Genomic DNA, 21,896 nt, shown 5'->3' with positions numbered 1-21,896 from the left:
CTCAGCCGACCGCGGCGGACCGGACGCTGCGCTGGATGATGCCCAACTGCTCTAGCTGGGCCGACATCCCTGCACCGTCCGGAGAATAGATCCAAGGGATCCCCGGAGTGGGTTGAGCCGCAGACTTCGACCGCCCGCCAGCGAGTACCGCTTCACTGGCGGAGAGTTGGCGGATCGCGATAGCCCTGACGTTCTGCGGATGGCGTTGGGCGAACTCTGCGTAGATGGCCTCGTCGTGCTGTCCGTCGTCGCCAACCAGCAGCCATTTGATGCCCGGGAACTCCGCCGCGAGACGTTCCAGAGAGGTCCGCTTGTGCTCCTGGCCGCTGCGGAACCAGCGGTCTGGGGTAGGACCCCAGTCGGTCAGGAGCTTGGGACCGGCGGGATACAAATTTCGGGACAGGAAGCGCGACAGCGTCGGAGCGACGTTCCAAGCGCCCGTCGACAGGTACACCACCGGGGCCGAGGGCACCGTCCTTACGATCCGCTCGTACAGCACAGCCATGCCCGGCGTCGGGGTCCTCGCGTGTTCGTCGAGTACGAACGTGTTCCAGGCAGCTAGGAATGGACGAGGCAGCGCCGTGACCATCACGGTGTCGTCGATGTCGGAGACGACGCCGAAGTCTGTGTCGTCCGCGATGATTTGCACCGGGGCTTCCACGATCCTGGACCCGCCGGATTCAATGGTGATTGTATGCCAGCCCGCGTCGAGGGCTACGGGGATACGCGCGTCGACGACGCCTCCGCGGTCGGCTTCGACATCATGGACAGTGCCTGCGATGGTCACGCGCACGGCAGCGTGTGCCACGGGCGCACTCGTGAAATTGCGCCAGCCGCGCATGCCATCCTTCAGCGGTTTGAGCGCACCTGCCCGAGGACCGGTCCCCGTGTCCCGCGGTTCACTGCGGACAATGCGCGCCAACACCCGGACCCAGGAAGTGGTGCCGTAACCGGTGTAAGGGATGACCGTCTCCACCCGACCGCGCCGGATCGCGAGACGCGTCTGGAACCTGAGCCAACCGTCGTCGAGCCTAAGGGCGAGGTGGCGGCGCGCGCCGCTCGGCGGCGTCGGGCTCCCGCCGTCAACGCTGTCGGACAGAGCGCGCGGCTTCATAGGGAGGGGACACATGCGTCCAGTCTGACATGGCAGAAGATGACCGGCGGCATCCGTTCTACAACCCCAAGAGCGGATCCGTGAGCAGCCGATCAAGTGTGCTCCGTCCGAGTGCGCTCATTGTGGGATTCGACTCGGCGTAGTACCAGACGAGCCCGATCGCTTGTTCGTAGGCCCAGGCGGCACCCCGCCTCCACTCCAGGTCCCCGATCCCGAGATTGGTGCGGACAATGTCCCGCTGGCCGAAGTCGAGCATGTGCCACGCGGCAACGAGGTCGAGCGCGGGATCGGCAGGACCGAAGCCACCGGTGTCGAGGATGCCCGCGAGGCGACCGTCCCTGAGGATCACATTTCCGGGAATGAGATCCTTGTGGGACATCACATCGTCACCGTGACGAGGCAGCGATCTCAGCGATGCCCAGGCCCGGCGGAGCCGATCCACCGGCAAGAGTCCATCGCTCTGTTGCAGGCACTGCGCGATCCACCCATCGTGCGCGGTCAACTCCCCGCCGCGGCCTTCGCCGGAGAATGAGCGACCCATTGTGTCCGCCCGCCGAAGGCTCGCGATGAGCGCCGCAAGGTCCACCGCGAAGGATGTCGACGACGCGACCGAGGCCGGGGTCGCGATCTCGCCGTCGATCCACGTTTGGACAGACCAAGGTAACGGGTACTCTCCGCTTGGCTCACCAATCGCAACAGGCAAAGGGGACGGCACGGTGCTCACTGCGGCGAACTCGCGCATTGCAGAGCGTTCCGCGAGAAGGACTTCGCGGACTTCGCGAGCGTCACCGCCTTGTATTGGGAACCTGGCGGCGCACCCTGTTCCCACCCGGTACAGGTAATTGACCGTTCCGGCACTCTCGACCGCGGTTACTTCCGGTTCTGAGACCGAAGGAAACAGGCCCCCCACCAGGCGCACGGCTTCAGTCCGGCCTACGCTGAGCTGGTTCTCATGCACGGTCACTCCCCAAGCCTACGCACGGGCCGTACCAGCCAGCCGGCAGGCTTGCTGGGCACGCCGCCGGGCTGCCGTCCGGACGATGTCTTTCTCCCGACGTGAATCCGCCGTAAAGTCCCCGGTAGGCTCCGTCTTGGGCCGTGAAACGAACACTTGGAGGCTTTTCCCATGTCCCGAATCATGCGGTTCGACCACGTCGGTGTCACCGTTCAGGACCTCGACCAGGTAACGGCGTTCTTCGTTGGACTCGGGCTCGAGGTCGAGGGCCGGACCTTCGTGGAGGGCGAATTCATCGACACGGTCATAGCGATACCTGATTCCCGCACGGAGATCGTCATGTTGCGGACACCTGACGGAGGAACAGGGGTTGAGCTATCCAGCTTCGTCAGGCCGGACTCCGAGCCGGGATCGCCTGCCGCCATGGCCAACGAACTAGGGCTGCGCAGCCTGTCCTTCGAAGTCGACGACCTTCAGGCCCACGTCGACCGGCTTGCCGCCGAGGGATACGGGTTGGTCGGCGGTATCGGCCAGTACGAAGGAGCCTGGCGCATGGCGTACGTGCGAGGTCCAGAGGGAATCATCGTGTCCCTCGCTGAGCGGATGACCTAAGGCTCGACACGGGCCGCATCACGCCGAGCAGGTTTTCGGTGCATGTCAGCGTTTTTCATCGTTTCCGTGGGGTAAGCGTGGGGCGAACATAGATCTGGATCGGCCCGCGCAAGGGTTCGCGTCGATAGGCGACTCCGTCGCGGAGCATGTTCCAGGGACATCTTCACCGGCCCCCTGTGGCACCTGATCAGGAGGTCCCTGCCGGATCTGGCGAGGTCCTCAAACAGGTTCGCCGACCGCCTCAGAACCCGGTCGGAAAAGCCGAGCCAGTAACCCGGCGGAGCCGGTCCTCGCGTCGTCCACGGCGGACGGTGGCGCGTCAAGGGCCTGACGACGTCGCTAAATGGCCCGCGGATAAAATCCGGACGGCTGATCGGCCCGCGGCGTACCGCATGCAACACCGCCGCCGTCGGGCGTGAGCCAGTCCGGATGCGGCAGCCAGTTGCGGGTTTCTCTGCACGGGGTGCGGGCGTAGGCTGTGACGGGACAGTCAGCCACCACCGCTGAGGAGTGAGCAATGATCGGAAAGAACAAGGCTTCCCACGCTGCGAACGAAGCCGCACTTGCTGCCCAGGACCGTGCCGGACAATGGATCAAGCACGCGGCCGACAAGACCTCGCCGCAGGCGGAAGCCGCCATCCGGTGGGCATTGTCCCGGCTCGACGAGGCCCATGTCCCCGACGTCGTTCACGGGGTGGTTCTCACGCTGACAGGAAACAGCAAGGTCGCCAACCGGGCACGAAAGGCTGCCTCCCAGGCCGTGCTGCGTGCGGAACGGAAACTCCGTCCCGCTGGCCAACCTTCCGGGAAGACATTTCTTGTTTCCGCGCTTGCCGCTGTTGCGGCCGCCGTTGCGGGCGTCCTGGTCTGGCGGATGGCGACCAGCCGTCCCGGCACGAGGGAGTCACAGGCGGAGCAGCGGACCCCCGCCGCCTGAGTCCCTTCTCCAAGTCCCCTGGAGAAGGAACGCCGTGATGCCAACAGGGACGGTCAAGTGGTTCAATGGCGGAAAGGGCTACGGTGTCATAGCCCCCGATGATGGGTCCGAGGACGATTTCGCCCATTATTCGTGCGCGCCTTTGCGGATCCGGTCCCCGTGTTTGGCCACTGACGGCATTGCGGCATCCGTCGGATCAGCCCCGCCAGACCACCGTGATGGCCACGCCTGTGGGCACGGCATTGACGTGCAAGGATACGTCCAAACCGTTTGGGTCACGGCACGGTCGCTGCGGTTACTTCTTGGATCAGCTGGTTCAGGGCGAGGGCCATAGCGCGGCCCCAGTCCGCTGGATGGGTGCTGGCCGCCTCGACGGTCACCGAACGGACGGACTCTGCGGCGGGTTGGGAGTCTGTGTGCATGACCGGTCTCCATCCGGAATCTGCACAGGAAGTGCAGGCCTTGATGCGCAGTCAGACCTCCAAGGCTAACCGCGTCTGACTGGCCTGTCACGGCGGCTTCTCGTCGCCGTCCCGGTGCTTGATTTCGTCAATCACCATGTACTTGATCTTCTTCCGGCGGCGTTTCACGAAACGACGCGGGGTAAGTCCCAGGGGCGGCAATCCGAGCGCCCTTCTCCTGCGGGACAGGCGGATGTTCGCGAAGATCAGATAGAGGAAGAAGCCCAGCGACGGAATGAGCAGGACAAATATCCACGGCAAGTTGCCCACGCGGCGCCTCCTGTCCCAAGTGTCCGGCAGGGCTGGCCTGGACGTCAAGATTACAGCAAGTCCCCTAAAGGTCTCTTCCAGAGCGGTCTAGGACCGGCGCCCAGAATCGAAGCAGCCACGCTTCCAAATCCCCCTCGCGCCAGGCGGAGCAGGCGTGGCCTGGGGGAAGGCGGATGGAAGCGGTGCAACGGACAGCCCTTGGCCGTGTCCCCTCTCCGGGAGGAGTACTAGAGCTGGGTGCCGTAGATGAATTCCTTGGCGTGGTTGACGGCTTTTCTGAAGGCGTCGTTGCGGAGCGTGATCTCTTCTTCGGTACCCGTCTTGCCTGGCTCGAGGTAGGCCGTGTGTCCGGGGTGCAGCACCCAGATGTCTCCGAACGGAGGCAGGTAGAAGACGCCGAAGGAGCGGTGCCGGGGGTCTCCGCTCCAGATGGGGACCACGGCGACGGCCGCGCCGGTGTCGGCGTTGATCCATTGGGCCCGGGGCAAGGGCTGGAGATGGACCTGGACCGCCGGGTCCAGGAACGGGGCCGTGCCTTTGCCCCAGCGTTGTTCAAACCGTTCGTGAAACGCCGGCATCAGAAGATCATCGTAAGGGTGCCAGGCGCTCATGGCAGGCTCCTTCCAGGCTCGTGCGGTGTGACGGTAGCGGTGCAGGGCGTGATTCATTCACCGGCGGATCCACCACAAGATCCGGTAACCGGGGCGAGGCGGTTCATCGGCCCGTCCGGCTTCGCGGTCCGGCAACTGGTGGAACAGATCCCGCTCTCCGGTGACCTCCTCTCCGGTGACCTGCTGTCCTGGTGCCGGTTTCCCGGGGTCTTCCCAGCGCACCGGGCCGATGATCAGGGCAGGACCGGGACGAGGGTGTGCTGCTGCACCGGAGGGGCCGTGTGGTTGCCGCGGAGCCGGCACTGGTTCCGGTCGCGGGGATCCCCGCCGCTGCCGGTCGTAGGCGGCCCGCTTGACCGGGTCGCGGAGAACGGCGTACGCGTCCATGATGTCCTGCAGTTCCCGCGCGCCGGATTCCGGACCGGCGGGCACCGGTCCGGGGGCGCGGGTGTCCGGATGATGGGTGCGCACCAGCGCCCGGTAGGCGTGGGCGACCTCACGGACCGTCGCAGCGGGCCCGAGATGGAGAACCGCATAGGGATCCGGGTTGCGCTCTTTCATGGTCCCGAATTTCCTGCCGGAGTGTTGCTGTCCGGGCCCAAGGACGCGCCAGGGCAGCGGTGACGACCTGTGAGATGGTCCCCGGCCTGTGGGGGCCGGGGACCATCGGTGCGGGAGACATCGTCGGGGGCCGCCTTTTCGGTGCGCAACTGGCGCGGTGGCGTGGCTGGTCTGCATCGCCCTTCACTCTCCTGGCGGCCGGTCCAATGCTCCCGGTCTAGCACGCCTGACCCCGTGCGGGCTCTAGGCGTTGATTTCCTGGCGCTGGCTCTCGGAGGCGATTTCGATCCGGCGTGGTTTGGCTTTCTCTGCCACCGGGATCCGCAACGTCAGCACTCCGGCGTCGTAGCTGGCCTTCACGGCGTCGGTATCCAGCGCGTCGCCGAGGATGAGCTGGCGGCTGAACACGCCGCGGGGCCGTTCGGCGGCGATCAGCTCGGTGTTTTCACCGGCCGGGTCCTTGCGTTCTGCCTTCACGGTCAGGACGTTGCGTTCGACGTCGATGTCCACCGAATCAACGGCGACCCCGGGCAGGTCGAGGGCGACGACGAATTCTTCCCCGTCCTGCCAGGCGTCCATGGGCATGGCCGCCGGCCGGGCTGTGGTGCCGAGATCCTGCTGGGCGAGCCTGTCGAGCTCGCGGAACGGGTCGGTACGCATCAGCATGGTCTTCCTCACTCCTTACAGATCGGTGCGATCATTTCTTCCCAGCCCACTTGGTTGCTGTGGTGGCTGGTATAGATTTTTTATAGCACCGGGGTGACACTGATGCAAGAGGATTTCCGGGGTTTTGAGGAGGAGCGGATGGAGCCGAAGCGCGGGAGAACCACGGGACTGTATGCCATTTCGGTGGCCGCCGAGCTCGTGGGGACGGGGCAGCAGAACCTGCGCCTGTATGAGCGCAAAGGCCTGCTGGAACCCGGACGCACTGACGGCGGAACACGCCGCTACAGCGAACAGGACCTGGACACCCTGCGCCGGATCAGTGAGCTGCTCGATGATGGTCTGAATCTGGCCGGCATCCGCATGGTCCTCGACCTTGAAGCCGTGAACCGGCGATTGGAACGGGAACTGGCGGCGGCCCGGTCCCGGCGCTGAACAGCAGCCGGTCCCTGCCCGGAACCCGGGGGACCGCGTCGCGGCCGGACATAGATGCCCGGCCAGCACCAAAAATCCGGCCTACCCGCCTCGGCGGTTCGATCCGCTCCTGGCGGCAGCGGGACAGAAAAGCGTTCAGAAGCGCTGACTCGCGAACTTCCGGCGGGAACACTCGCTCGGCCAACCACTCTGCCAACCGCGCCTCATCAGCGGAAGCGATCTCACGGGAATCAAATACTGACCGGATATCGGAACGATGACGCTCGATTGTCCGCCCGTCCATAGGGACGAAGCAAGGTTTTCTTCCGGAACGCCGACCTGCTCGCGGCCCAGGAAGCCGAGGATCCCGGCAAGAAAGGCGGGCTTACGGCGCGTGCCCCGCGTCATGGTGATGGCGGGCATCGCAGCAATGACACTTCCCAGGGCGTAGGCACTGACAAACTACCCGGCGGTTCCCTCGGTGATGTTCAGCCCGGCAGCGGTCTGCGGCAACGGGCCAGCGGGCATGGTTTCGGTCGCGACCAGCAAGAGCCCGATCAGGGCCATGATCAGCAGCGCCACCCATGGAAGCGTCCGGCCGGGACCGGAGAGTCACCGACCTGTACCGAGGTCTTCGTGTCCTCATAGGTGCCGATGTTTTCGTAGGGTAGGGTCCACAGGCGCTTTGCCGGCGTCATCCTGAAGGGTTCCGCGAGTCAAAATGGTTCCAATCTTTTTGGGGTGAAGTCTTGCGAGTGCTTGATCGGGCGCTAAAATTCAGGGTGGCCGTGAAACGGCCGCTGCGGTCCCGGATCGCCGCAGGGACATCGAACATTCCGATCCGTACGATCCCCCTGAAGTACCCGACGTGCTCGTAGTACAGGACCAGGACCTGGCTAGGCGCTTAGTAGCCGATGGTGGCGGGACAAAGCGCTCCCGCCAGAACGATCCAACCTTTTCAAGGGTCAGAACGCCCCGAGACCCTGCTGCCGCTAAGCGGTGTATCCGCCGTCGACAGGAAGTGCGACGCCGGTGACATAGCTGGCGTCGTCACTGCAGAGCCAGAGCACGGCTGCGGCGATCTCTTCGGGCCGCCCGAGCCTGCCCAGCGGGATCGACGCGACAGAGTGTTCGGGATCCAGCTCACCACCTGCAGTCATCCGCGCGACCATCGGGGTGTCGATGGTGCCGGGGCAGACGGCGTTGACACGCACGCCGAGCGGCGCATACTGCAACGCGACGCTCTTGACCTGACCGATCACGCCGTGCTTGGTCGCGTGGTAGGTGGCGCGTCCGCTGCCGCCGACGAGCCCGCCGAGCGAGGAGCAATTCACGATCGCGCCGGATCCCTGCTTCCGCATCTGCGCCAGTTCGTGCTTCATCGATGCCCAGACGCCGCGCAGGTTGACGGCGACGATCTTGTCGAAGGCCTCTGCTGTCTCGTCCGCTGAGTCGACGGGCGGAAGCATGATTCCCGCGTTGTTGAACGCCATGTCGAGGCCGCCGAAGGCCTCCACGGTGCGGGCGACAGCGTTTGCCACCTGTGCCTCGTCGGACACATCGCACTGCACTGCCAGGGCACGATGCCCCTTGGCGTTCAGTTCAGCCGCGACACGCTCTGCCGCTTCGCCATCGAGATCGACAATGGCGACGGCGGCGCCCGCCTCGGCGAACGCCCGGGCCGTCGCAGCACCCATCCCGGCACCCGCGCCGGTGACGAAAGCGGCCTTGCCCTTGAAGTCATAACTGACCATCTTCGTAGTTCCTTTCCTATCCGTTTTAGACGTGCTGCCCGTTCCTCGGGGTGACTTCCACTGTCGCTTCCCGCGGCCCTGGAGCGACCATGGGCGGCAAATAAGGGCTTCCGGCATATTTCTCGCGGTAGGCAGCATCGATCCGCCTGTTCAATTCCGGGTCGCCCGGGACAAACTCCACCTCGTGGGTCTCCCCCGCGGCAATAATGCGGCCGGCTCGCTGCCCCATCGCGGAGCGGTACCAACGGGATCTTTTACCGTTCCATGCCCGCACAAACAGCCGCCCGTCCACCACGACCGACCAGATCCAGGTCGGCGTTCCGTACGTGCTGCCGTCGGCGCGGAACGGCGCGATGTGCAGGTCGTCGCTTGCGGCGATGCGTTCGAGCGCCTGGGCCCAGTTCGTCATTTCGGTCCTCCTTGGATCGTGCTTCCCGTGTAATCGGCCAGTGAGTTGAGGAGCGCAGCCTGGAAGCCTTCATCACGTACCGCCCGATGCGGTGCCTGGGTTTTCTGGTGGTGCCAGTAGCGCCCGCTCGTGAGAGCTTCCGGACTGTCGCTTACCGCGAGCCAGGCCTGCGTGACGTGGCCGAGGCGGAGGTCGTCGCCGGCGCCCGGGCCGCCCATCCGGGTCGGTACCCAGCCGGGGTCGACGGCGTGTGCCGACACCTCGGGCCACAGCCTCGCAACGGCCGCTGCCAGGGCGGTGACGAAGAGTTTGCTGTCCGAGTAGGAATGGGTTTCCCGTTCGCCGCTCCAGTCCACGCCGTCAATTTCCGCGTGGCCGCCGTGGTGCATGCTGCTGCTGAGGTAGATAAGGCGGTCAGGCCGCTCCATTTCCGCAGTGAGCACGAAAGGAGCGACCACGTTCACAGGCAGCAGGGACGGCCCGCCGATGACTCCCGCGTTATGGATCACGGCGTCAAAGCGGCCCAGAGCGTTCGCCTGTTCGGCCAGACCACGCACCTCATCGAGCCTGGCGAGGTCGCCAACCACAGCCTGCGCGCCGCGGTCGAGAAGATCCTTGACGGCGGCCAGCCGGCCGCTCGTGCGGGCATGCACGACCACGGCATGGCCATCGTCGAGCAGCGCTTCGGCCGCCGCGCGGCCGAGTCCGTCGCTGGATCCGGTAATGAGGATGCGGGACACGGTTTTCTTCCTTCCGTTATGGAATGCTGCCTCGTGAAACTCAGGAGAGGGGCGTCACGAAGGTGCGGAAGTCCTCCCCTTCGCTGTAGATGCGCCAAAGGGTTCCAGCCAGGGCTGCCGGTTCGTGCGCGGGGTCGCCTCCTCCGATGCCCAACGGAATAATGAGCTGTGCAACGTGGATTCCTTCCGGTGCCAAGGCGTCGTGGAGCATCTGGGCGTACGCGGATTCGGCGGCGAACGCGGCGGAAGTTCCGGCATAGTTATGGTTGGGCCGTATAGCGCTGGAGCCGTTGACGAACAACGCGGTTCCGCGGCCGAGGGCACGCATGCCGGGAAGTACCGCGTTCATGGCGGCCGCTGCACCCAGCGCGGAGAACTCGAGCGCCGAGCGCAGCTCTTCGCGCGTTGATTCAAGCACGGGCCGGAGATATTCCTTGGATGGCACGGGGCTGAACTGAAGGATTTCAACAGGCCCCAGTTCCTCGGCCGCCCGGGCAAGGGCGGTGTTGAGCGACTCATGGTCACGGACGTCGGCGGTGTAGCCGCGGGCGGGGATTCCGGCGTCGGCCAGCTCCGCGGCGAGAGCGTCGACGTGTTCCTGGGTGCGGGACAGAAGGGCAACATTGAAGCCTTCGGCTCCGAAGCAGCGGGCAGAGGCGAGACCCAGGCCGGGTCCGGCACCGATGATCGCGATCGTGGTTTTCATGGTGTTCTTTCTCTCGTGGAAGGTACATCAGGACAAGGTGCCCCGTTCATCGGGGCTGGCGGACGCTGCGGTCCTGCGGCTGTACAGCCCGGCATCAAGCCCATGTGACCGGGCTCGCACTTCCCCTCGACCGCGGATACGCCGCTCAGTGGGGGGTAGCACCGCGGTCGTCAGGGGTCCATCCGCGTCCTTTCGGACACAGACTGGACGGCATTTCCATACTCACTGGCCGCCCATGAGGCGAGCAGCTGCATGCGCTCTGCCGACGGCGACCCGGGCTCTGCGGTATAGATCGTGAGCGTCAGGCCGGGCTCAGCGGCCATCTCCAAACCTTCGAAGGCGAGGGTCAATTCACCCACGATGGGGTGGTTGAAGGACTTGAAACCTGTGCCGTGATGGCGGACGTTGTGCGCACCCCAGCGGCGGCGGAACTCCTCGCTGAGGGTTCCCAGTTCACCAATGAGGTCGTGAAGCTCCTTGTTGTGCGGGTCCCGGCCGGCCTCCGTTCGCAAGATGGAAACCGTCACCTCCGCGAAGGCATCCCAGTCCGGGTAGAACTCGTAGGCACGTTCATCCAGGAAGGTGAACCGGGCGATGTTCGGCGGTTGGCCCGGCATGTCGTAAGCATGCTTGTAAAACGCGCGCCCCAAAGGATTGACCGCCAGCAGATCCATCCGGCCGTTCCGAACGAACGCGGGACCGGCAGTGATCGCATCAAGCGCCCACTGCAGACTCTCATGCGGCGCCCACGACTTCGAATTCCGTCGCCGTGGCGGCCGGGCAACCGGCGTGGCCGCGTACGCAAGATCGAACAGGTGCGCCCGCTCGGCGTCATCCAGGCACAAGGCCCTGGCGATGCTCGCGAGCACCCGGGCAGAGGCGCCGCCGATCGCGCCGCGCTCCAGACGCGTGTAATACTCCACGCTCAAACCGGCAAGGATGGCCACCTCGCTGCGGCGCAACCCCTTCACACGCCGGTTCGTCCCAGCAGGCAAGCCAACTTGCTCCGGGGCTACCTGGGTGCGGCGCGAGATGAGGAAGTCGCGTACTTCCGCTCGATTGTCCATGTCTTCCACGCTAGGCTAAGCCGAACGCCGGAGGGAGTCCCTTCCAGGGCCCCCATCACGCGGGCTCCGCAGCGCGAGTCCTCGAGCACGACCGTGAGCCACGGCCGCGCCCTCTGGCCCTTGTCGTCTATGACCATCAGCATCTCAGGGACGGTCGTTCGAGTAAAAAGGACGAGGCGCGTACCGGCAAGACCATCCCAAAACCAAAGCCGGCTTCCGGACGGTGAAGCTGCGTCCCTTCGCCAAGCAAACACTCAAGCGCAGGTTTTCAGCGGACCAGCCGGCAAACGACGCCGTGCTGTTTCGATCATCAGCGGGAACCGTGCGCAATCCGAACAACTCCGGCGCCAACGGCCGGACGCGGTCCGGCTCCGCATACGAATGGGTGACCCCGCGTCTTCCAAGACGAAGGCCCCCGACCAGGCCAGGGCCCTTGGCCCGCACTCTCGAGAGCGGGTCCGCGACCCTCAGCTTTCGCACCCTCTTCGGACACGTCGCCACCCGGACCCGGGCCGCAGGCATCACGGCCGGCCTTGTGGCGCTCGCGCTGCCCACACCCACCCAGTGCCGACCGCCATCCTCCGAACTCATCGAGCACTGCACCGCCAGCTATCAAAAGTAGCCAGACACCCCCACGAACGACGCCGGAATCCCCGCCAAGACGGGGATTCCGGCGTCTCACACAGCGTGACTTCAGGCTAGAAGGTCCAGGGCATGGCGTCGTGGTTGAAGTCGCGCAGCGAGCCGAACTTGCCGGCGTTGAACGCGAGGCCTTCGCCGTCGCGGTCGCGGCAGGCGACTACCTGGCCGAAGAACACCTGGTGGTCTCCGATGTCGTATTGGTGGACTACCTTGCATTCTGCCTGGGACAGTGCACCGGCGATGACGGAGAGGCCGCCTTCGGTGGTGTCGAACTCGCCGGCTTCGAAGCGGGCGCCGCCGCGGGTGGCGAACTGCCGTGCCACGGCTTCCTGCTTGGCGCCGAGGATGGAGATCGCGAATTTTCCACTGGCCAGCAGGGCGTCTCCTGTGCGGGTGTTGAAGTTCAGCGAGATCATCAGGATCGGCGGGTCCAGGCTGATGGAGGTGAGGGAGTTGATGGTCATGCCGTACTGCTCGCCCTCGTGCTCGGTGGTCACCACGGCCACGCCGGTGAGGAAGCGGCCCATGGTCCGACGTGACCAGCGCATCAACCCGAAGGATGCCGCTACGCTCGCACATGTCGTCTCCGCGATCATGTTCCTCGCGATGGCGTCCGCGGCAAACATCACCAAAACCGTTGAAGACCTTCTCCTCGAGATCAGAGACCAAGTCCGCGTGATCTTGCCGCGCTGATCGGCGCGCGTACGATCACCAGTCCGGAACTGCAACTGCCCTCGTCATAGACGGCGGATCAGACCCCACGCCCCCTAAGGGGTCCCGGGGCGTACAACGGGGTTCGTTGCCGTCGGCAGGTATCCCAACCATTTGTGAATCCGATGTAACTGCATCCACGCGGGACATAGCGCCGGGGGCGGCCGGCGAACTCCTGGACCAGCTGAGCCAAAGGCCACTGAAGGAAGAAGTGCACCAGCAATGTGATCGTGCAAGCCGGCAAGGGAAGTCGAGCTGAAAAGGCGGTCGTGAGAACGCCTAAACTGATGACGGCTCACCAAAGGGAATCGTCATCTTTGTTGAAAGCTGTGTAGTGTCTGGCGGAAAGAGCTAGGCGTCAGCTCGTTCGCCCTCTCCCACCCGGCGTGCGGCTACGGCCTGGATATTGCCGCGTGCGAGGAACCGGCCCAGGACCTGAATCACCACTAGGGCCGGAAGGACACCGTTCGGGAAATCCCCCGTCGTTCGAGATCAGGCTTGGGAAAGACTGACGAAGGCGTGTGGTTAAGCGAGGCTATTCGTCCCAAAACGTGGGGTTTCCGTGGAGTGGGTTCAAAACTCGCCACAAGAAAGACCCTCCGCCCCAGCGTTTCCGCAGGTCAGAGGGCCTTCATTGTGGAGCTAAGGAGATTCGAACTCCTGACCTCTTCTCACGGGAGGGCATATTTCATTGCTTGCCACGGGCTGGTGTTGGCTTGAAAATCCGCGGAATCTAGCCGTCTTTAGGGTGACGGGCAGTCAGTGACATGTCATCGGTTTTCATCGTTTCCGTGGGGTAAACGTGTGGCGGACATGGACCAAACCGCTTCTACTGATTGTCGAGTGCTCCGTCCCGTCCGCGGCGGGAACGAGCGGTCTGAGTCTTCACCGGGAGAGGTCATGCTCGTGCGCGGAGCAGAGCAGTCAGCTCCCAAGGACCGAGGTCGAGGGCTCGGGAATGAGGGTAGTTGCCAATGGTCTTCTGCGCGTCCGCCCAGCTGGGGTCTCCCATGTCGACGGGTTGGGGGTGCGGGGTGAAGTTTCCAAGGACGAGCAACTCGTGGTCGTCGTGTCGTCGCATGAACGCGTAGACGGCCTCGTTTTCGGTAGGAGCGTCGTAAAGTCGCCGTACGCGATGACTGGCAGGTCATGGCAGAGGCCGAGAGGCTCCGGTAGAAGTTGAAAACGGAATCGTCGCGGGTAATCCCTGCTCCTCGGCGTTGATCACCGATGCGTTGTGATTGACGGACATCCAAGGGGTGCCGGTGGTGAAGCCGGCGTTGGAGAGTCATCGTCGCCGGGCGCCCGCGGAGCTCGTCAGTAATCCGGCGCCGGCCCCCGGCCTTCGGGGTGTCTGTTGCGAGGGACGTGCCGGCGCCGGAGGTCTCGTGAGTCTGGGCGGCGGGCCGCGGCCCGCACTCGCAGCACATCCCGATTCGTCGACGGTTCGTGCAGAACCGCACTTCCAAGCGGGTCTTGACGTCTGAGCCCTCCTGCCGGGATCGTGTCAGCCCAGCTTTACGCGCTCCTCAAGCAAGATCTCCTTGGGAAGCGGGAAGTACACACCTTGGTCAAGGATGGCTCGCTGACCGTCGCGGCTTAGGACGTAACGGAGATATTCGCGCGTCCCCTCGGCCTGGGGTCCCTCTGCTCCCGGGTCGATAACAAGGTAGACATTGCGGGCCAAGGGGTACTTTCGCGTCGCGAATGAGTCCGCGTCCGGGGCGTAGAAGGCATCGCTGCCGCGCCGGGCGAGTTGCAAGGGTTTGACCTGCTCGATGCCGTCAGCGTGATACAGGCCTGCGAGGGCGATCCCGTAGGGATCATCGGACAGTGCCGCCATCATGTCTTTCGTGGTCAGGGATCCGGGGGCCTGTTGCTTCGATCCTGCCTCCACATATTCCCGGTAGTTCGGATTCCACTTGCGTCCGCCGCCAAAGACCTCCCGTTCGAAGAATGTGGTCATCCCTGTCTGAGCGAAGCCGTAGGTCTGAATGGGCGTGTCCGCCCAGTTGCCCTCCAGTCCGAGTTGGCTCCAGAAGCGAATGTCACGATCCGCACCCCGTGCTGCCTCGGGATTCCAGCGGATTTCTTTGAACCCGCCTGTCCTCTCGGCACCGAAGATCCCGTCCAGCTGGCTCACGGTCAGTCGAGCGATCGGATTGCTTTCGTGTACGAAGGCGGCAAGTCCGTAGCTGCCCCCTGCGACGTCCAGGGCCCCGGTCGCCACTGCTATCTCGGCGGGCATGCGCTTGAGCTTCTCCCCGAACGAGAGGAACTCGGTGAGTACCGATTCCCGTCCGCTCGCGCCGAGTTCGGCGACCCCCGTCATCACGCCGATGATCCCTGATGCCTTGCAGAGGTCGTCTTCGAACTGGGCATCCGGGTGGAATCGACGGAATCCGTCTTCCCACCGAGGAACCATGTCAGCTAGGGAGACACCGAAATGGCGCAGCACACCGGAGAATCGAGCGCGAGGGACGTAGGGCGGCAGTTCGTCGACCGACCGGACAATTTCTTCGCTGTATTCCACGATCATTCGCTCTGGTCGCGAAGCACAGTGACGGTGCTGTCGTCGTTGAGGATGAACAGGCTTCCCGCAGTGGTGTGGATCAGTCCGCTAATCGCTCCAGGCGCGGGGTCGTGGCCAAGCTCGGTGAGCCCTATGGGTGAGTCGGAGACGAAGTCGTAGACCATCAGTTGACGGCAGGAGGAGCCGACGATGAAGAGCCGTTTCTGAGGGTTGACGACCCAGTTCGCCGGCTCATCGACGACGTCGACGGTGCGCGCCACGACATGGTCCGTCCCGGAGACCGCAGCCACTGTTCCCGCACCCGTTGATGCATCGCCCGCTCCCAGCACCCACATCTCGTCCCGGCCGTTGATGGCCTTAATCGGAAGCATCCGGAACGGCCGATGATTCACCGGAATGGTAGCGAGGACCTCATCATTGGCGATGCGAATGACCGTCACGGTGTCGTCGGCCTCGTTGGAGATAAAGATGTTTCCGTGCTCACGGAAGATCGCATTTCTGTTGGGCCGGTGCCCTACGGGAATCCTTCGGATGACCTGGTTGGTGTTGTCATCGAACACGGTTACGTCATCTGATTCCGTGCTAACGACGTAGGTCTTGCCTACGGGTTCGGTGATCGGCTTGTAGCTCGCGCCCCACGGCTGGCCCCATTTCGGCAGGCCGCCAACTGGGATGGTCGCGACTATCCGAGCAGAAGCCACCTCGACGGCGGTCACCGTTCCGTTTCCCTCGTTGAGGGTATACACGATGCCCCGGTCGAAGGCGGGCATGGTTCCGGTGGGGGCGCTCCCGGCAGGCAAGGCGACCCTATGGAGCACCTCACGGGTCTGCGGCTTGACGATTGCTGCTTGATCGGCGGAACGGAGCGCGACGACCCCGACCGTGCATCCAGCATCGAAGGAGAAGTGCGCCGCACCGCCTCCAATGTGCCACCGATCGATTACGTGACCGTCTGCATGGTCAAGCACTGTGACGGTGTCGCCCCCGGTGTCGGAGACCCAGACGTGCCCGGCCTCCTTCACGTATCCGATATGGAGGTGCGGGCCAGCGCCCACATCCAGACTTGCGATCTCCCGATACCGTACGGCCGTGCCGACGGCGGGGGTCACCGCCGGACCTCCGGACGCTGCAGCCCAAGGTCACCGTGATCGGCGTGGGTTGGCGGCATCCTTCCGATGTCTACTGGCCGTGCGCCATTCCGCTTGGTGTTCTCTACTGAACAAGTGCTCGTCATTGTGCTGCGTTCCTCTCGTTCCGGCATCGAGTCCGCCGACTCCTCACACGATCGGCCACAAGAGACCAACCAAAACGAAACCTATACTTAAAATCAGCCGATTGCTAGATCAAATTAAAACAGCTGTTAGTAACAAGACGCACGAATATGGGGTAGTAGCTGAATGAGATGCGAGAATAAAAGCAGGTCGACGGAAGAACTACCGCAAGTCGGGTGCCCTGTTGAACTGGGCTCTCCTCTGCCGTTCCGGAGCTGGCACCGTCGATCTCTGCTGGGTAGCCGCAGGCATGATCGAGGCTTTCTACCGGCCCGGCCTGAAGATCTGGGACTTCGCCGCCGCGCAGCTCATCGCGACGGAGTCCGGCGCCCACTTCGCACCCGCGTCCGGACTGGGGGCAGCACGAGACAGTAGTCACCGTCGTTCCCGAACTCGAGATCGAGCTTCTCGCCGCGCTTGACGCCTCGGGCGGGCGTCCCGGCATCCACACGACAGCCGGACACGCACGGGACAGAGAATGAGGACCGTTCTTCCTCAGTACGCGGTCTTCGCTCCCTCCGGGGGCGGGGCTCGCCTTCCAAGGCGTGATCTACAGTACGTACCAGTGGTCGCAGCGGACCTTCGACGGTACGGACCAGATCTTCGAGATGTTGAAACGCCCGGACACAGTTCAGATCGTCGCCGTGAAAAACGATGCAATAGTGCTGCTTCGTGAACGGCAACCGGGAGGATCGCCGTACTACCTCGATCCCCGGTGGCAGGCATGACCGGGAGAACGAAACTGAATTGGACGCGGCCCGCAGGGAACTTCGAGAAGAGACCGGCATGGTCTTTTCTGACTGGAGGCTACTGGACGTGACTCAACCGCACCCCAAGGTCGAGCACTTCGTCTACGTTTTCCTCGCTACCGCATTCGAATACTCGACACCGCCTAGCCCAGACAGTGGCGAGCGGATCCAGGTACAACTCGTCGATCTGAACACACTGAAGGCGATCGCAATCCAGTCTGATGCGCGGGGAATGCCTGCCAGAATCCTCAATCAGGCGGACACCATGGAAACACTCCCCCAGTTGCCGACCCATCACCCGTAGAACGTCGCCTGGACAACCTCACTTGGGTGACAGTTTGAGAAGGACGAGCTCGGCGTTGACGCTCCCTGGCACCGGGGCGGCGTACGGGTCTGACGACGACGGCCAACCGGTCACTCGATCGGTCCGCCACATTCCGGCGCCGCCCGAGAACACCAAGGGCAGCCCGGGTAGGTCGTTGACCATGACATCCTGGATCGCCCCTACGGCGCTCTGCTCCTGTTTGCTGCCCGGCGCTGCCGCTGCATATGCGCCGAGCAAACCGGGTGCATTCGAGTTCGGGTACCGCTCGTAGTTGAGCTGGGTCCCCGTTCCGGCCGGGGCGCTGATCGGCTGTTGGTTGATGATGCGGTTGTAGAAGTCGTACACCGAGGGCGTTCCCCCGTTGGTGCGCATGGTCAGGTCATAGTTACCCATCTCGACATCTTTTACATAGGCCTGCTGCTGTTCCGACTTCACCGTGACCTTGATCCCTGCAGCCGCCAGTTCGGGCACCATCACACGGGTCATGCCGAAGAGGTCGGCCTGGGGGTAGGTCGTTGGCACCGTGAGCTTGAAGTCCAGTCGCTGGCCATTCGGGGAGACGAATACGTTGTCCGAGCCGAGTTGGTAGCCCGCGGCGGTGAGAATCTTCTTCGCCTCGTCGGGATCCGCCTTGCCATACTTCCGTTCGGAGTACGGCGCGGCGATCAGATCGCTTCGCGTCTTGACATCCATTCCGGTGGGTGAATCGACCGGGGCGTTTAGTCCCGCCGTGCCGACCTTCGAGATCTCGTTGCGGTCGAGTGCGATGTCGATCGCCTTGCGCACCGGGAGCTGGTCGAGCGGGGCGTGGTCGAAGTTCGGTAGGAGCAGGGCTACTGATGGGTTGATCATGGTGTTCCAGTAGTCGATTGCGTTCGGAGCGAGCTTCTTGACTGTCGCACCGTCAATACCGGCCGTTCCGATCCAGTCGACGCCGCCGGACTGCAGGTTGGCAATCATGCTGCTGGACGAGTCGGCCGCAAGGTACTGCACAGTGGCGAACTTCCCACCCTCTTGCCAGTAGTACGGGTTTTTCTGCAGCGTGATGGCCTGCGGAGCAAACGTCTTGAGCATGTAAGGACCGGTGCCGACCGGGTTGGGGTTGGCGTACTTGACCGGATCCTGGACGTCCTTCCAGATATGCTCTGGCACAGTCTCGGTGCGCCACCACATGACTTGGTAGGCCGGCTTACTGAAGTGGACGACGGCGGTAGTGTCGTCAGTCGCCTCGGCTCCAGTCAGCGGGAGGGATACCGCGTTGAACGCCGGGTTCGCCTTCATCAAATTGAACGTGAACGCCACGTCCTTAGCCGAGAATGCCGTGCCATCAGACCACTTCACCCCCTCCTTCGTCTTCAGGGTGAGGCTCTTGCCGTCCGGGCCCCAGGTGTACGAGGTCACGAGCCAGGGCCGCGTCTTGCCGCTGCCGAAGTCCTCCTGCAGCAGAGGCTCGAAGATCGCGTAGGCCGCAAACCCTGAGGCACTCGACGAACTGGCGATAAGCGCGTTGAAGTTATCGGTGAATGGTCCGGAGGCGCCTGCTGTCACCTTGAGGGTTCCCCCTGCCGCGTTTGAGGCACTGGAGGCGGTGCCGGTGCACGCCGCCGTGGCGAGCACGCAGCCAACCACAGCGACGGCGATGGTGACCCTCGCCCGGAGTACAGGATTCGTTGTCGTCAGGAACTTCATTGTTCTTCTTTCGTTGTGCGCGGCGACCGCGCAGCGCGTGATCGTGCCGCAGCGTGGGGGCCCGGCGGCGCGCCGGCAACACGAAGCTAACGGAAGCTATAGTTCTGCAAGACAAAAGAGTAGACCTTGCTGCAACACAATCTCAATAGAAAAATTAACCATCGTTATTTTCAAAAAAGGATTAGAGTTGAAATGCAACGTAACTAAGCGCGAGGAAGCCCCACAGCGCCACCGTGTCCTTCCTCAGGAAAGGAAAACAATGTCGCCATTACAGACAAGCGCCGCATTATCCTGGAAGACCTTGCCCGGGTATGAGCCCCATGGCGAGTTGAGCGGCAAGCTCGTGGCCTGGGGAGACCCGGCCTTTCAGGAGCTCTGGGACGGCTGGGTCAGCCACTTCAAGGAATTCCATCCCCGACTCGAGTCCGATTCCTTCCTCCGGGGCACGTCAACCGCTGTGGGAGGCCTTTACACGGGTGTCGCAGACATCGGTCTATTCGGGCGGGAAATCCGCAAGCTGGAGCGTACGTCGTGGAAGCGCATCTTCGATCACCAGCCGGAGGGGTTCGCGATCGCAACCGGAGCGTTCGACACGTTCGCCAAGACTGTGGCGGTCGCGGTGCTGGTCAACGCCGAGAATCCGATCACAGAACTAAGCTTCGCCCAGCTGGACGCGATCTACTCGGCCGACCGCCGGCTCGGTTATCCCGAGCCCATCATCCAATGGGGTCAGCTCGGCCTCACTGGCGAGTGGGCCGACGCGCCGGTCCACTCCTATGGTCTGGACCGCGACACCGGAACGGCGCAGCACATGTGGCTGCGGGTGCTGAAGGAAGGACCGTGGTCCGATCGGCCCGTGCTGCCGAAGGGCGCTCCGACGCGCATGTACGCGGGTTCCGGAGGGCACGCCGCCAACGCGCTCGTCACGACTCTTGAGAAGGACCGCTACGGCATCGGCTTAGCGGGTTTTCGGAACGTGACCAAGGAATTGAAGGCCGTTCCGATTGTCGAGGACGCGGGTCATGCGGTCGAGGGGACGCGGGAGACGACGGCCAGTCGCGAATATCCACTCAGCAGGTCAGTGTACGCGTTCGTCCGCGAGGCGCCCCACACCCGCTGGGACCCGAAAGTGATGGAGTTCATGCGATTCGTGTTGAGCCGCGACGGGCAGGCCGTAGTCGCCGCGGAAGGCGACTACCTGCCCCTCCCGCAATCAGTCGCCGGCCCGGAGCACGATCGACTGATGGACCTGTCTTCGCCCACGGAGTAGACGGGTGTCGTGCGGCCCTGGTCGGTTTACCGACCCGGGCCGCACCGTCAGCAACACGCTCACCCGGATGTCGTACTCGAAGTACCGACGCAGGCAACCTCAACGGCAGCTGCTTCGAAGACCCGGCTCGGCTGTAAGCCCTTGAGGAGCTTCGGCACCTTGCCGGTTGTGATTTCCTCGGCAGCCAGCCTCCCGGTGACGGCACCCAGAGTCACGCCGGTAGGCGCGGTGGTGACATACAAGCCTGGGCGGCCGTCCCAGAAGCCGACAACGGGAAGTCCGTCGAAGGAGTACGGGCGGTGGGCGATCTGGATGCGTTCTGCTCGGACCGCGGCCGGGTCGACGTCGGTCACCCCCTCCCCCAGCTGCGCGAACAACTTCCGTACGGCAGGCTCAGGCAGAGTCCAGTTCCGGCGGTTGATCTCCGCGTCGATGTCAGAGGAGCGGACGACAACGCGCCCGCTGGTATCGGGCCGCACGCTAAGCCCGGGAACGTGCAGCACGGTCGTTAGCTTGGACGTACCGGGCGAGGTGGTGACGGTGACTCCAGGGGTGCCCTCTGTGCGCACACTTACCCCTTGCGTTTCCAGAAGTCCCCCGATGCCGGCACCCGCTGAGACTACGACAACATCGCTCTCGATCCGCTCACCGCCCTCAAGGATGACCCCATTGATGCTTTCTGCGTCCGATAGGAGTTCGTTAACTTTGCTCGAGTGACGTACGGTTGCGCCGTAGCCGGTGGCAGCGGCGAGCAGCTCGTGGATGAGCAGGGGCACCGTGATGTGCCCTTCGCCGGGAAAAAATACGCCCAGCTGGTAGTCGTCGCGTACGCGGATCACTGGGTCGAGGCGCGGGATCTCCCGAGGGGCCACGGGAATTGCCGCGTAGCCGGAAGACTCAAGCAGCTCCGCCCGCGCTAGAAGCCTTTCGGCTTGGACCGCGGTTGCGGCCACCTGGAGATGACCGTCCCGATGAAGCCAGGAAGAGCTGCCCAGCTCCCGGGCAACGAGCGCCCATTCGGCAATCGAGATCACGCTCAGCTGGTGGTAGGGGCGGAGCTCCTTCGCGTTGGAGTTAAGCCAGGCGAAGCTGGCTGCACTGGCTCCTTCCCCGGGAATCCCCTTATCAAGCAGGGTCACGTCAACACCGCGTTTTGCGAGTTGGTAGGTGACAGATGCACCAAGGACTCCGGCACCGACGACGATGACTTTCACTATTGATTCTCCTTCTGGTCCACCCTCATTTGATGTGGGCTGTGTGGGCGTGTGCTGGTGGAGGCGTGTGGGTGTCGGGGCCCGAGCACAGCGCCACGGCGCTTTCGGTTCTGTGTAGTGCATCGTGCGGGCAGTCGTCTGACCTCGGGTGGATACGGTCTTGGAACAGGTCCCATTGCGCACGCTCGTGTCAATCGCGACCCCGTGCCTGCTCTCAT

Annotated in this window: 27 protein-coding genes and 1 pseudogene; 9 read left to right on the top strand and 19 right to left on the bottom strand. The window is 63.9% G+C overall.

What is annotated here, in order from left to right:
• Window position 1: 1 nt before the first annotated feature.
• Both AB4074_RS03560 and AB4074_RS03555 read right to left on the bottom strand, forming a co-directional pair.
• Complete coding sequence (locus AB4074_RS03560) at window positions 2-1,129, bottom strand: App1 family protein (protein WP_441412126.1); 1,128 nt, start codon at window positions 1,127-1,129, stop codon at window positions 2-4.
• Window positions 1,130-1,172: 43 nt separating this feature from the next.
• Window positions 1,173-2,078, bottom strand: coding sequence for an aminoglycoside phosphotransferase family protein (locus AB4074_RS03555; RefSeq protein WP_441412125.1), 906 nt, complete (start codon window positions 2,076-2,078; stop codon window positions 1,173-1,175).
• A 162-nt stretch (window positions 2,079-2,240) separates the two neighbouring features.
• Here AB4074_RS03555 and AB4074_RS03550 point away from each other — a divergent pair, with 162 nt between their 5' ends.
• From AB4074_RS03550 to AB4074_RS03540, 3 genes and pseudogenes are all read left to right on the top strand, one after another.
• Window positions 2,241-2,681, top strand: coding sequence for a VOC family protein (locus AB4074_RS03550; RefSeq protein WP_441412124.1), 441 nt, complete (start codon window positions 2,241-2,243; stop codon window positions 2,679-2,681).
• Between the two features lie 517 nt (window positions 2,682-3,198).
• Complete coding sequence (locus AB4074_RS03545; protein WP_441412123.1) at window positions 3,199-3,618, top strand: hypothetical protein; 420 nt, start codon at window positions 3,199-3,201, stop codon at window positions 3,616-3,618.
• Window positions 3,619-3,655: 37 nt separating this feature from the next.
• Window positions 3,656-3,751, top strand: a pseudogene (locus tag AB4074_RS03540) (cold-shock protein); the annotation flags it as partial.
• Between the two features lie 142 nt (window positions 3,752-3,893).
• Here the strand turns inward: AB4074_RS03540 and AB4074_RS03535 are convergent.
• The 5 genes from AB4074_RS03535 to AB4074_RS03515 all read right to left on the bottom strand — a co-directional run bounded on the left by AB4074_RS03535 (window position 3,894) and on the right by AB4074_RS03515 (window position 6,187).
• Entirely contained in the window at window positions 3,894-4,040 is a 147-nt protein-coding gene (locus AB4074_RS03535; protein ID WP_441412146.1) for a hypothetical protein, read from the bottom strand.
• Between the two features lie 87 nt (window positions 4,041-4,127).
• Complete coding sequence (locus tag AB4074_RS03530; RefSeq protein WP_441412122.1) at window positions 4,128-4,349, bottom strand: hypothetical protein; 222 nt, start codon at window positions 4,347-4,349, stop codon at window positions 4,128-4,130.
• A 227-nt stretch (window positions 4,350-4,576) separates the two neighbouring features.
• Window positions 4,577-4,960, bottom strand: coding sequence for a hypothetical protein (locus tag AB4074_RS03525; protein WP_441412121.1), 384 nt, complete (start codon window positions 4,958-4,960; stop codon window positions 4,577-4,579).
• A gap of 57 nt (window positions 4,961-5,017) precedes the next feature.
• Complete coding sequence (locus AB4074_RS03520; RefSeq protein ID WP_441412120.1) at window positions 5,018-5,521, bottom strand: J domain-containing protein; 504 nt, start codon at window positions 5,519-5,521, stop codon at window positions 5,018-5,020.
• 243 nt (window positions 5,522-5,764) lie between these two features.
• Window positions 5,765-6,187 (bottom strand): Hsp20/alpha crystallin family protein, encoded by a 423-nt coding sequence (locus AB4074_RS03515; RefSeq protein WP_441412119.1) that lies wholly within the window; start codon window positions 6,185-6,187, stop codon window positions 5,765-5,767.
• A 138-nt stretch (window positions 6,188-6,325) separates the two neighbouring features.
• On the opposite strand from AB4074_RS03515, the gene AB4074_RS03510 reads away from it, so the two are divergent.
• The gene (locus tag AB4074_RS03510; RefSeq protein ID WP_441412144.1) at window positions 6,326-6,619 is read left to right on the top strand and encodes a MerR family transcriptional regulator; all 294 of its coding nucleotides are present in this window, start codon (window positions 6,326-6,328) and stop codon (window positions 6,617-6,619) included.
• Here AB4074_RS03510 and AB4074_RS03505 read toward each other — a convergent pair.
• From AB4074_RS03505 to AB4074_RS03480, 6 genes are all read right to left on the bottom strand, one after another.
• Window positions 6,504-6,902, bottom strand: coding sequence for a DUF4158 domain-containing protein (locus AB4074_RS03505; RefSeq protein ID WP_441412118.1), 399 nt, complete (start codon window positions 6,900-6,902; stop codon window positions 6,504-6,506). The genes AB4074_RS03510 and AB4074_RS03505 overlap by 116 nt on opposite strands.
• 688 nt (window positions 6,903-7,590) lie before the next feature.
• Window positions 7,591-8,352, bottom strand: coding sequence for a glucose 1-dehydrogenase (locus AB4074_RS03500; RefSeq protein WP_441412117.1), 762 nt, complete (start codon window positions 8,350-8,352; stop codon window positions 7,591-7,593).
• A 25-nt stretch (window positions 8,353-8,377) separates the two neighbouring features.
• Window positions 8,378-8,761: a DUF2255 family protein gene (locus AB4074_RS03495; protein ID WP_441412116.1), complete on the bottom strand. Its 384-nt coding sequence runs from the start codon at window positions 8,759-8,761 to the stop codon at window positions 8,378-8,380.
• On the bottom strand, window positions 8,758-9,501 hold the full coding sequence (locus tag AB4074_RS03490; RefSeq protein ID WP_441412115.1) for an SDR family NAD(P)-dependent oxidoreductase: 744 nt from the start codon (window positions 9,499-9,501) through the stop codon (window positions 8,758-8,760). The genes AB4074_RS03495 and AB4074_RS03490 overlap by 4 nt, the downstream gene beginning before the upstream one ends.
• Before the next feature lie 40 nt (window positions 9,502-9,541).
• Window positions 9,542-10,207: an SDR family NAD(P)-dependent oxidoreductase gene (locus AB4074_RS03485; protein ID WP_441412114.1), complete on the bottom strand. Its 666-nt coding sequence runs from the start codon at window positions 10,205-10,207 to the stop codon at window positions 9,542-9,544.
• A gap of 170 nt (window positions 10,208-10,377) precedes the next feature.
• Window positions 10,378-11,274, bottom strand: a complete 897-nt coding sequence (locus tag AB4074_RS03480) for a helix-turn-helix transcriptional regulator (RefSeq protein WP_441412113.1) — start codon at window positions 11,272-11,274, stop codon at window positions 10,378-10,380.
• Between the two features lie 433 nt (window positions 11,275-11,707).
• On the opposite strand from AB4074_RS03480, the gene AB4074_RS03475 reads away from it, so the two are divergent.
• Window positions 11,708-11,896 carry a hypothetical protein gene (locus AB4074_RS03475; RefSeq protein ID WP_441412112.1) on the top strand — a complete coding sequence of 63 codons (189 nt, stop codon included), beginning with the start codon at window positions 11,708-11,710 and terminating at the stop codon, window positions 11,894-11,896.
• 76 nt (window positions 11,897-11,972) lie between these two features.
• On the opposite strand, the gene AB4074_RS03470 is transcribed toward AB4074_RS03475, so the two are convergent.
• Complete coding sequence (locus AB4074_RS03470; protein ID WP_441412111.1) at window positions 11,973-12,443, bottom strand: flavin reductase family protein; 471 nt, start codon at window positions 12,441-12,443, stop codon at window positions 11,973-11,975.
• On the opposite strand from AB4074_RS03470, the gene AB4074_RS03465 reads away from it, so the two are divergent.
• Window positions 12,442-12,609: a hypothetical protein gene (locus AB4074_RS03465; protein WP_441412110.1), complete on the top strand. Its 168-nt coding sequence runs from the start codon at window positions 12,442-12,444 to the stop codon at window positions 12,607-12,609. The two genes, AB4074_RS03470 and AB4074_RS03465, sit on opposite strands and share 2 nt — an antisense overlap.
• Before the next feature lie 916 nt (window positions 12,610-13,525).
• Here AB4074_RS03465 and AB4074_RS03460 read toward each other — a convergent pair.
• From AB4074_RS03460 to AB4074_RS03450, 3 genes are all read right to left on the bottom strand, one after another.
• On the bottom strand, window positions 13,526-13,708 hold the full coding sequence (locus AB4074_RS03460; RefSeq protein WP_441412109.1) for a hypothetical protein: 183 nt from the start codon (window positions 13,706-13,708) through the stop codon (window positions 13,526-13,528).
• Between the two features lie 426 nt (window positions 13,709-14,134).
• Window positions 14,135-15,160: a PstS family phosphate ABC transporter substrate-binding protein gene (locus AB4074_RS03455; protein WP_441412108.1), complete on the bottom strand. Its 1,026-nt coding sequence runs from the start codon at window positions 15,158-15,160 to the stop codon at window positions 14,135-14,137.
• 2 nt (window positions 15,161-15,162) lie between these two features.
• A complete protein-coding gene (locus tag AB4074_RS03450; protein WP_441412107.1) occupies window positions 15,163-16,269 on the bottom strand; it encodes a hypothetical protein in 1,107 nt (368 codons plus the stop codon).
• Between the two features lie 346 nt (window positions 16,270-16,615).
• Here AB4074_RS03450 and AB4074_RS03445 point away from each other — a divergent pair, with 346 nt between their 5' ends.
• Together AB4074_RS03445 and AB4074_RS03440 are read left to right on the top strand one after the other, a co-directional pair.
• Complete coding sequence (locus tag AB4074_RS03445) at window positions 16,616-16,852, top strand: inositol monophosphatase family protein (protein ID WP_441412106.1); 237 nt, start codon at window positions 16,616-16,618, stop codon at window positions 16,850-16,852.
• A 251-nt stretch (window positions 16,853-17,103) separates the two neighbouring features.
• On the top strand, window positions 17,104-17,484 hold the full coding sequence (locus AB4074_RS03440; protein ID WP_441412105.1) for an NUDIX hydrolase: 381 nt from the start codon (window positions 17,104-17,106) through the stop codon (window positions 17,482-17,484).
• Between the two features lie 18 nt (window positions 17,485-17,502).
• Here AB4074_RS03440 and AB4074_RS03435 read toward each other — a convergent pair whose 3' ends face one another.
• Window positions 17,503-19,194 carry an ABC transporter substrate-binding protein gene (locus tag AB4074_RS03435; protein ID WP_441412104.1) on the bottom strand — a complete coding sequence of 564 codons (1,692 nt, stop codon included), beginning with the start codon at window positions 19,192-19,194 and terminating at the stop codon, window positions 17,503-17,505.
• Window positions 19,195-19,453: 259 nt separating this feature from the next.
• Between AB4074_RS03435 and AB4074_RS03430 the strand changes: the two genes are divergently transcribed.
• On the top strand, window positions 19,454-20,464 hold the full coding sequence (locus tag AB4074_RS03430) for a PstS family phosphate ABC transporter substrate-binding protein (protein WP_441412103.1): 1,011 nt from the start codon (window positions 19,454-19,456) through the stop codon (window positions 20,462-20,464).
• 59 nt (window positions 20,465-20,523) lie between these two features.
• Here the strand turns inward: AB4074_RS03430 and AB4074_RS03425 are convergent, their stop codons facing one another.
• Window positions 20,524-21,678, bottom strand: a complete 1,155-nt coding sequence (locus AB4074_RS03425) for an NAD(P)/FAD-dependent oxidoreductase (RefSeq protein WP_441412102.1) — start codon at window positions 21,676-21,678, stop codon at window positions 20,524-20,526.
• Window positions 21,679-21,896 lie beyond the last annotated feature (218 nt).

The sequence above is a fragment of the Arthrobacter sp. 2MCAF14 genome, from assembly GCF_052115645.1.
Taxonomy (GTDB): Bacteria; Actinomycetota; Actinomycetes; order Actinomycetales; family Micrococcaceae; genus Arthrobacter.
This window is presented reverse-complemented; position numbering and strand designations above follow the sequence as displayed.